The organism is Microcoleus sp. LEGE 07076 (assembly GCF_015207455.1).
In the GTDB taxonomy this organism is placed as follows: Bacteria; Cyanobacteriota; Cyanobacteriia; order Cyanobacteriales; family Microcoleaceae; genus Microcoleus.
In genome coordinates this window covers 1-8983 of sequence record NZ_JADEWV010000223.1, presented here as the reverse complement: position 1 = coordinate 8983, position 8983 = coordinate 1, and the positions used below count along the sequence as shown (strand labels likewise).

11 protein-coding genes, 1 tRNA gene and 3 pseudogenes are annotated in these 8983 nt (G+C 44.7%); 5 read left to right on the top strand and 10 right to left on the bottom strand.

The window, feature by feature from the left end; translation table 11 throughout:
* Positions 1–323: 323 nt before the first annotated feature.
* Positions 324–578: a DUF6761 family protein gene (locus tag IQ270_RS25225; protein ID WP_193975915.1), complete on the top strand. Its 255-nt coding sequence runs from the start codon at positions 324–326 to the stop codon at positions 576–578.
* 290 nt (positions 579–868) lie between these two features.
* Here the strand turns inward: IQ270_RS25225 and grxD are convergent, their stop codons facing one another.
* From grxD to IQ270_RS25205, 4 genes are all read right to left on the bottom strand, one after another.
* Entirely contained in the window at positions 869–1189 is a 321-nt protein-coding gene (gene grxD, locus IQ270_RS25220) for a Grx4 family monothiol glutaredoxin (protein WP_193975914.1), read from the bottom strand.
* A 188-nt stretch (positions 1190–1377) separates the two neighbouring features.
* The gene (locus tag IQ270_RS25215) at positions 1378–1638 is read right to left on the bottom strand and encodes a BolA family protein (RefSeq protein WP_193975913.1); all 261 of its coding nucleotides are present in this window, start codon (positions 1636–1638) and stop codon (positions 1378–1380) included.
* Positions 1639–1681: 43 nt separating this feature from the next.
* On the bottom strand, positions 1682–2305 hold the full coding sequence (locus IQ270_RS25210; RefSeq protein WP_193975912.1) for a hypothetical protein: 624 nt from the start codon (positions 2303–2305) through the stop codon (positions 1682–1684).
* 527 nt (positions 2306–2832) lie between these two features.
* Entirely contained in the window at positions 2833–3483 is a 651-nt protein-coding gene (locus IQ270_RS25205) for a HEAT repeat domain-containing protein (protein WP_193975911.1), read from the bottom strand.
* 95 nt (positions 3484–3578) lie between these two features.
* Here IQ270_RS25205 and IQ270_RS25200 point away from each other — a divergent pair, with 95 nt between their 5' ends.
* A complete protein-coding gene (locus IQ270_RS25200; protein WP_193975910.1) occupies positions 3579–3806 on the top strand; it encodes an acetyltransferase in 228 nt (75 codons plus the stop codon).
* A gap of 79 nt (positions 3807–3885) precedes the next feature.
* On the opposite strand, the gene IQ270_RS31460 is transcribed toward IQ270_RS25200, so the two are convergent.
* The 3 genes and pseudogenes from IQ270_RS31460 to IQ270_RS25185 form a co-directional block, all read right to left on the bottom strand.
* Complete coding sequence (locus IQ270_RS31460) at positions 3886–3984, bottom strand: hypothetical protein (RefSeq protein WP_228056683.1); 99 nt, start codon at positions 3982–3984, stop codon at positions 3886–3888.
* A gap of 126 nt (positions 3985–4110) precedes the next feature.
* Positions 4111–4395 (bottom strand): annotated as a pseudogene (locus IQ270_RS25190) (IS1 family transposase); the annotation flags it as partial.
* A gap of 155 nt (positions 4396–4550) precedes the next feature.
* Positions 4551–4965, bottom strand: a pseudogene (locus IQ270_RS25185) (IS1 family transposase); the annotation flags it as partial.
* Positions 4966–5041: 76 nt separating this feature from the next.
* On the opposite strand from IQ270_RS25185, the pseudogene IQ270_RS25180 reads away from it, so the two are divergent.
* From IQ270_RS25180 to IQ270_RS25170, 3 genes and pseudogenes are all read left to right on the top strand, one after another.
* Positions 5042–5173 (top strand): annotated as a pseudogene (locus tag IQ270_RS25180) (bleomycin hydrolase); the annotation flags it as partial.
* Positions 5174–5495: 322 nt separating this feature from the next.
* Positions 5496–6788 carry a HEAT repeat domain-containing protein gene (locus IQ270_RS25175; protein WP_228056682.1) on the top strand — a complete coding sequence of 431 codons (1293 nt, stop codon included), beginning with the start codon at positions 5496–5498 and terminating at the stop codon, positions 6786–6788.
* A gap of 85 nt (positions 6789–6873) precedes the next feature.
* Entirely contained in the window at positions 6874–7485 is a 612-nt protein-coding gene (locus tag IQ270_RS25170; protein WP_193975909.1) for a HEAT repeat domain-containing protein, read from the top strand.
* 135 nt (positions 7486–7620) lie between these two features.
* Here the strand turns inward: IQ270_RS25170 and IQ270_RS25165 are convergent, their stop codons facing one another.
* From IQ270_RS25165 to IQ270_RS25155, 3 genes are all read right to left on the bottom strand, one after another.
* A complete protein-coding gene (locus IQ270_RS25165) occupies positions 7621–8076 on the bottom strand; it encodes a clan AA aspartic protease (protein WP_193975908.1) in 456 nt (151 codons plus the stop codon).
* Positions 8077–8151: 75 nt separating this feature from the next.
* Positions 8152–8607: a clan AA aspartic protease gene (locus tag IQ270_RS25160; RefSeq protein ID WP_193975907.1), complete on the bottom strand. Its 456-nt coding sequence runs from the start codon at positions 8605–8607 to the stop codon at positions 8152–8154.
* Between the two features lie 216 nt (positions 8608–8823).
* Positions 8824–8908 (bottom strand) — tRNA-Ser (locus IQ270_RS25155).
* Positions 8909–8983: the final 75 nt, after the last annotated feature.

Below are 8983 nucleotides of genomic sequence, written 5' to 3'. Positions count from 1 at the left end.
GTTCTAGGATGTTGACAAATCGTGCCACTCAAACTAAAATTCCTCCAACCGTTCGCTCGGTAGCCGGAACACTCACACAGTGCGATCGTCAAATTCAACAACATCCCGACTCTATCAAACCCAAGGCGAATTATTTAGGGGCGCGAAAAAAAGTCGAGCCACTGCATTGCAGCGAGTGAAATTTTTTATGGAGGGTAGCCTGTTGAGCAGGGTAAAAACTTTTATTTAGCAATAGCCTCTTTTCTGAACAACAAGCCCAGCCATTGAGGCTATTCCTAAATCCCGCCGTCATTATACACCACAAAGGATTTCAAACTCACACCATGCTACAAGATACGCAAACAATCCGGCACTACCAAAAACTGACCGACGCCCTCGTCGAAATGTGGAATAGAGGTTATCGTTTCGATGACCTGCGGCTTTACTTAGACGGCTATCTAGCCGCCCTGCGACATTCTAATGGTTTAGAACCCTATCTGATTCACAGATTAGAGGAAGAAGCAGCGCGTTACATTCACGACCCGTCGAATTTTGAAATGCCACAGACACAGACACAAACTGAAGCCGACTACTACTAAATACCAAATTTGGTTGAATAAACCTAATAGGTTTGTAGCGAGGACTTCAGTGCTGTCTTGACGCTTTTACCGATCAATAATCGGACATGGTATCAGAGGCAGAAAGTCGTAAGCTGTAGCTGCAAAATCGAATTTTAGTAGGGCGGGGCCGTGTCCGCCCTACTGCTGTTAAAGCTAGAACTTTGGGAAAGTTTTAAGTTCCGAACTCATAATTTTTTAACTTTTTCACTCGCAATTTAAGCCTCAAAAATTAAAACTCAAAACTTTTTCCTGCTTTCCCTTGCTTGGATTTAAGAAGCCAAAGCGACTTCTACAACTTCTTGCAATTCGCCCTTTTGATACATCTCGATCATAATATCCGAACCGCCAACAAACTCGCCGTTGATATAAACTTGGGGAATTGTCGGCCAGTTGGAATACTCTTTAACACCTTGACGAATTTCCTGGTCTGCCAAAACATCAACAGTTTCGTAAGGCACTCCCAAAGTGTTGAGAATTTGCACCACAGTATTAGAAAAACCGCACTGGGGCATTAACTTGTTGCCTTTCATGAACACCATGATTTTATTTTGCTTAACCAAGTCGTCAATTCTTTGATGTGCTGTAGTCATGGTAGCTCCTAGTATTGTTAGAAAAATTTTTCAACGTTGACTGAGACAGGAACCGGATTTTTTAGGAAAATCTGTGGTTACAGCCATTGATTCCGGCGAAAAAACCCGGTTTCTTTGGTTTCGAGTTGTTTGTTAACTAACTGTTGACATAAGGACAAACTTGTGGTGTCAACAGAGCAACTCAACAATTAAGCAACTGGACTTTTGGCTTCCCATTCGGCGGGAGTTAAAGTTTCCAAGGCCAAAGCGTGGATAGCTTCGCTAGCCATTGCCTCTTTGAGAGCGCCGTAGATTAGTTGGTGCTGCTGTACTCGGCTTTTCCCTTCAAAAGCGGCAGAGACTACCCTGGCTTGGTAGTGGTCGCCCCCGCCGGTCAAATCGTCAACTTGTATCTTAGCGTCGGGCAACTGGGCCTGAATCATTTCTGCTACTTGAGACGGTGTAACCATTGGTTTTTGTGATAAAGGGCTCTATTGAATAATTTTAGTGGAACTACTTGTTAGACGATCGCGGTTGAGTTGCAGCAGGCCGGGGATAGGGCGCATCCACAAAACCCAATTCTAGTAGCTGCTGGTAAGCTTTTTTGCCCAAGTCGCGAGTTGGCTGCTGCGATCGAATAATCTGAATCAGTAGAGGGACAGCCAGTTCCGGCTTGTTTTGCGCCCGGTGTACCAACGCCAGCCGATAGGTAGCTTCGTCGCGCATTTGAGCTGTTTCCACAGCTTTGGTGCGGTTGCTGTCGGCTAAACGGATGTCAATTCCAGCAAAACTGCTGCTCAGTTGTTGGTAGAAGTTGGATAGTTGATTGAAAACTTGGCGGGATTCTTGGAGCTTTTGAGCCGCGACAGTGTAATTTTGATTGGAAATAGCTCCGCTGGCTTCTGTCATCAAGCGCTGACCTCCTGCAATGCTCAGCAGGCTGCTGTCTTGCGTCAGAGGGCGGAGGTTGTTGGGGTCAGTGGGGTCGTCGGCGGGATCGACTTGCGCTTGGTTATCTGGTGCAGAAGGTTGTTGTGCTTGGGCTTGGAGCGGTGCCAACAGGGTCAAAACTGCGATCGCCCCGATCGTCATCCAGGCAGTGAAGCGAAGCCAGCAAACAGTTCCAGAGTATACCATGAAATTACTTTGCGCCCACCGCGCTTTTTAAAAGATATTTAGCTACAGCCGATCGTACCATTGGCGATCGCAACCGGCTAAGTCTACACCAATTTTGGCTAAATGTCAAACGCGGCGATCGATTTTGGATTTGGGATTAAATCAAGAAAATCGCGGGCGATTCGGAAATATTTCGGCGGCTGAAACCGCGGCCAAATAAACTTTCGTCCCAGCAGAGGGGGACTGAAGCATAAAGGAAATTCAACCGGACTGATGTTTGTTGAGCAATCCCTGCCGATCGGCCTGAGCTTTCTGCTATCTATCCAGGTTTGCGATGACAATTATCCCAAAAAAAACCGGGAAATTATCATTGATACAGCGGCCAATACTCTCACGAACAGAACTACGATATCTTAGATTATATCGTGGACGGTTGCATCGGAATCATAAAATTGAGTCAACAGTTAACACTCAACCATTCAGTTTTTCCACCCGCCAGTTAACAGTTAACAGTCAACAGTTATGTATGAGTGCAACCGGAGTTGATATTAAACGTTTAAAGTCGCAGCTACAACTCGATGGTCTCGATCTTTTGCCAAATAGCTCACAGCAGCGCGAGCTTGAGGATTGTCAAATTTTCTCAGCGCCCGCGCAACTCGCATCCGAGTTTCCCAGTAATCTGCGGCCACCAGTGGTAACAATTGCTGCAACGCCTCTTCTTCCTTCTCCGTATTTGCCAGGAGACCCAATCCGTCGGTCGCCACTTCCTGAACTGGCAAATCTTCGCCTGCTAGACCGATCGCACAAATTTCCAATATTGCCTCAGGACACTGCATTTCGTACAGTGGAGCCATGATACTGCGGCGCACGAGCCAATTGTCATCGCGGCGAAAAGCTTCCACTAAGTGAGAAATTGCCTCGGTGCCGAACATTGACACAGAGTTAGCGGCTTCGGCTCGCACGTTCGGATCGCGATCGAACTGCATCATTTTTAACAGCGCCGCAAAGGATTCGGCAGTTTGACTCTGCCGCAATCCCATCGCCACGAACGATCGTACCATAAACTCAGGATCGTCCACCTTGGTCAGCAACATCGGCAGCGCCACAGCAGCATCGCACTTTCTCAAAGCCCTGATCGCCCGCAGCCTGTCTTGAGGATCGGAACTTTGCAGCCCTGCTTCGATTTCGCTAATTTCCATAAGCCAATTTAAATATATTTTTGTTACTTTTCTTGACAATTCTAGCAATTATTGCCGGATTTTGGGAAAATTATCAAAAATTCAGTTATGAGATTATGCCTGCAAATTTAGAGGCTCAAACTTCAACACCAGAAGAAGTTCAGGAAGTAATTGCTGAGTTGGAGCAATATCGGCAACGGCTGATGGACGATACCCTGGAAATGGCTAAAAAGGTAAAAATGCCCAAACAAGCAGTGATGAAGCAGTTGGAAAATCACCCTTTATCTTCAAAGTCTTCTGCTAAATTCCCTTGCAATATCGACTCGGATCTTAAATCTCCATAAAAATTTTTCAGAACTACATAAAATTTAGCAGAATTTCCAGATGGAATAAAATCTACCCATTTTTTCTTGTCTGAATATCTCACTCCGCCATGACATTAATACGACCCTTTCGTCGGTCTCCTCTTTTATTACTTCGAGTCCCTTTTTTACACCAATTTTTCCTTCTAATTACTCTCAAACTAAATCCACTCTCATCGCAAAACCATACCTGTAAAAGAGCTGGAGATTCTTTTGCTGGCGTTGCTGAATCATGGTATGAGACGAGAAAAATTCAAGATGGGAGCCGAAAATGATTTCTGGGATTTTAATTAGGAATTGGAACATCTCCAACTTTCAGATAATGAATTAGTAATTTAATTGAATATCCTAGCATTTGTGACGACTTAGAATAACAAAGAGTTTTTCTTTTTAGCCGAACCAAGTAATGTCTGAGCCTCGTATTTTCACCCTCAACTCTTGTCCTAGAGGTTTTGCTAATAATTCGATCGCCCTCCGGCACAAACATTGGGTAAACTTTCGGGCCATCTGTCACATAAAAATAGCAGTTCCATTTAGTAACAATGTCCCATATAGCAATCCTAAATGATTTTCAATAACTGGTTCCCAGGCTCTACCTGGGAACCGATGTCAGCGAGGCTCTGCCTCGCCTGCGAAAATGGAGGCAGAGCCTCGCCTATCTGCGTTACCAGGCTCTTCCTGGTAACGAGTAACGAGTATAATCATTTAGGATTGCTATAGTGGTTCAAAAGTTTGGGCGCTATGCTCGCCCAAAACCCATCCTAAAATACCTGGCTTAAAATGGTCTACCGCCGTCCACAGCCAGGTTTTTTTTTGAACCGACAAATGTTTGTAACTCATCTAATTCTCCAGCGGCAGGAGTCGTTTCTGGAGCGTAACAATCTGGCAAGAGTTCTCCAGCTTGTTTGACCCAATTAATAATTGTAGTATGATGTACATTTTTGACTCTCTCAATGGCTCGAAAACCCATGCCATTAACATACATTTTGAGACATTCGCGTTTCACTTCTTCCGAGTATCCTCTTTGAGATTGATAATCATTGATAAATTGTCTTTTACATCTGACGCAAATATAATTCTGCTTGCCTTTTTTGTGACCATTTTTATTGATATGGGTTGACTGACATTCCGGGCATTGCATAATATTTTTTTAAATGTGTGTGATTTTTGACGCTCCGACGATCATTTTATCATACTCTTGTTCAGCAACGCCGAACTTGCCTACAGCTCCTTACGTTGCTGCTTTGGTGTACACTCGCGATCGCGCTTGCGCTCCTCGCGATATGTCTCCTCAAGCCTTGGTAGAGTTCCGCGCTCTCCTCGACTACACGATCAACTCTCTTTCCTAGAAAGTTCGATCGCATAATTTACGGCTAGGTTGGACTCAAGTTCGATCGGTTGTGAGGGAACTATTAAGACGCTGCGAAAGCCTAAATCGGGTTTAGTGTCGTGCTAAGAGTCCCTTAACTTTAAGAGTCATTAGTTATTGGTTATTGGTTATTGGTTATTGGTTATTGGTTATTGGTTATTGGTTATTGGTTATTGGTTATTGGTTATTGGTTATTGGTTATTGGTTATTGGTTATTGGTTATTGGTTATTATTTATTGGTGATGAAAAGGGATAAAAAAATAATTTGTGTATTGGTGTTTTGGGTGTCGTACTGTTAGTTATTGGTAATAAGTAAGTGGATAAGCGTTTTTTTTGATTTATTTAATCTGACAGAAGAACAGGCGATCGCCATTTTGGAAACATCGGCGGCTGAACTAGACGATCCTTACGATCGCTACATTGCAGCTTCTCATTTAGTAAACTTTTCCACAGAAAAGTCGATCGCCGCCCTGACGGAGGCCGTGGAAAACACCGACAATAGCCTTGACAATCGTGCAGTTCGCCGCAAAGCAGCAGAAACCTTGGGGCGCTTGCAGGCAAAATCTGGACTCACGTCTCTCCATGCTTGCTTGGGCGATAATGACTCTTACGTGGTAGAAAATGCAGTTTGGGCGATCGGCGAAATCGGTACCCAAAATCCCGATATATTAGAAGATATTGCCAAATTGCTCGACAAACCAGCTCAAAGCTATCGGGTAATCATCCACGCTTTGGCCAAATTGAATTACACAGCAGCACTCTCGCGCCTTGGCAAATTTGTAGACGATGAAGATGGGATGATTCAAGGTGCCGCCATTACCACAATCTGCCGCTTTACGGGAGATTACTCGCAAATGTCGCGCGTGGTAGAGTTGCTGCAAAGTATCAATGTTAACGATCGCCGCAGCAGCATTCAAGATTTGATAGATGCCAAATATTACCGAGCAATTCCTGAGATTTCCCGCTGTCCGGTGTCTTTGGTGTTTCGCCTGCGGGCTGTGCGGATGCTGGCGAGTGCGGGGATTCCAGCAGGAGATATTGCTTTTGCCGAAATTGAACCGATGCTCGATCGCATAATTGGCGATCGGGCGATCGACCTCGATTTAGTACACGAATACGACCAACTACCAAGCCTCGAATTTGCCATTAAGGAACTCTACGAAACCGATTTCGGGCGCTGTTATCTGGCAACCAAAACCATCCTAGAATCCTACAGAAATGAAGCACCGGATGCCTTACTCGCAACTTATGCAAAATCAGCATACAACGATTACGGAGCGCACTATCACGTCATGAAACTGCTGGGCTGGCTCAAGTATGCCCCAGCTTTCGATTTACTCGTAGAAGCGCTGCACAATCGAGAACCGCAGTTTCAAAAATCCCGCGCCGCCGCCGCCATCGCCCTCGGCGAAATCGGTGACAAGCGCGCTATTTCCGAACTAAAAGTTGGTCTGGAAACTAGAATTTGGGATTTGAAATATGCTAGTTTGATGGCATTGGAAAAATTAGGAGACAACAGCGGCTGCGAGATTTTAGCGGAGGATGAGGATTTGCTGCTGCGGGCAAAAGCAGCGAGTTTAATATCTAGAGTATAATAATTTAAGGTTGTTGACTGTTGACTGTTGACTGTTGACTGTTGACTACTGACTACTGACTACTGACTACTGACTAATAACTAATATGCCTCAAGAAGAACTATTCCAACAGCTAAAACATCCAAATCCGCACCTGCGGAAGCGCGCCATGAGCTCGATAGCAGAAACTCGCGACGAAACGACTATTCCACGGTTGATGGGAATTTTGGATGAGGAAGATGTCGTTTATCGTCGATCGGCAGTACAAGTTTTGGGGATAATCGGTAATGATGCTGTGCCGTTGCTGGTAGATTCTTTACTCAATAGCAAGAATGTCACGATTCAGGCGAGTTGTGCAAAGGCATTAACGGCGATTGCTGTCAATTATCCAGATATAACTTTCCCCGAACTAGGATTGCAAGGGCTGCAAAAAGCACTAACCGATCCGAATCCGGTGGTTTATATCTCCTCGCTGATGGCGCTGGGACAAATTGGCACACCGGCCTTGGATATCTTGATCGAGACGATCGACAATACTGACAATATTGCTTTAGCTGTGGCGATAACTGGTTTGTTGGCGACAATCGGAGGCACAAAAGCAGAGGAGGTTTTGTCGGCGGCGGCGGCGAATCCTGATGCCAATCCTTATATTCGGGAGTCTGCTGTAAGTGCTTTGTCACGAATGAATCAGGTGACTAAATGGAATTCCGGCGGTTAGTTGGATTGAACGGGCGATCGACCGTTTATATCAAATCCAGTTAGGTCGAAATCATACCGCAGAACGTCCCCCTCGCGATCGGGACGCTCGCACTGAATTATAAAAATTATTATTATCAAAACAGCGGAAACGATATTACTTGATATAAGTAACGGGATACTCAGGATTAGCTGGATTCGGGATTAATCGCTGATTTTTACAATCCACCAAAAAATCTAACTTTTCCAACACAACCTGACCGATAAGCACTTCATCGCCAGTTACTAAGGCATCCTCAATCGTCTTGCGTCCTTCACACTCAACGATTAGAGGGCCTGTTACTCCGACAGCTTCTTGGCGTCCGTCAGTATATTTAACCAACTGCTGGCTCAAAATTCGTAAACCTAGCTGCTGTACTATTTCTGAGGGAATAACCAGATTAACCGCACCTGTATCTACCAACCCTTCGATTTCACACTCCCGCAACAGCCGAGGTGCTAGCATCCCGCCACGCACTAACTCGTCATCTACTGCATTTGTCAACTTCACCTGAGTGCGAACTGCGCCCATTCTCTTAAGTCCATCTAGTTCTAGTTTATTTAATTCTTGCATATCAAATTACCTTTTAATCTTGTCCTACTCACATTATAGAGGTTCTGCTAAATGAGACGCGATCGCCCTTTTCATTCACTTGATATAAGTAACAGGATAATCAGGATTTTCAGGATTGGGAATTAATCGCTGATTTTTACAATCCACCAACAAATCTAACTTCTCCAAAATCACCTGACCGATAAGCACTTCATCGCCAGTTACTAAAGCATCTTCAGTAGTCCTGCGTCCTTCAATTTCAACTAATATAGCTTCCGTCACTCCTACAGTTTCCCGACGCCCATCAGCATATTTAACGATTTGTTGACCGATAATCCCCAAACCAAGCTGCTGTACTATCTCTGATGAAATTAGTAGGTAAACTGAGCCTGTATCTACTAGAGATTCTTTTTGACACTCCCGCAACAGCCGAGGTGCCAGCAACCCCCGACTTACTAGCGCTTCATCTATTGCATTTGTCAGCTTTACCTGAGTGCGAACGGCCCCCATTGTCTTAACTCCAGACTGTTCTAATTTATTTAATTCTTTCATCTCATTTTCTGTTTGAGTATGGTTTTATACTATTGGCATTATATCTGGGCGTTTATTATCCGCGCGATCGCCCTTAATTTGCACTCAACAACAGAAAACTGACCGCCCGTGAATTTTTTCCTAAAACTCACGGGCGATCGCTATAATTAAAACGCTTATCTCATAGGAGATATTTTTTTTGGCAAGCTGTTTTTTTTGCTTGAACAGCTTGATTAACGGAGAGGGAGGGATTCGAACCCTCGTTAAGTTGCCCTAAACACACTTTCCAGGCGTGCGCCTTCAACCGCTCGGCCACCTCTCCAGGGCTAAATTCATTCATTTAGCCACAGCTAAACTATATTAGCAGAACAAATCTGATTTGGAAAGGGGGTAAGGG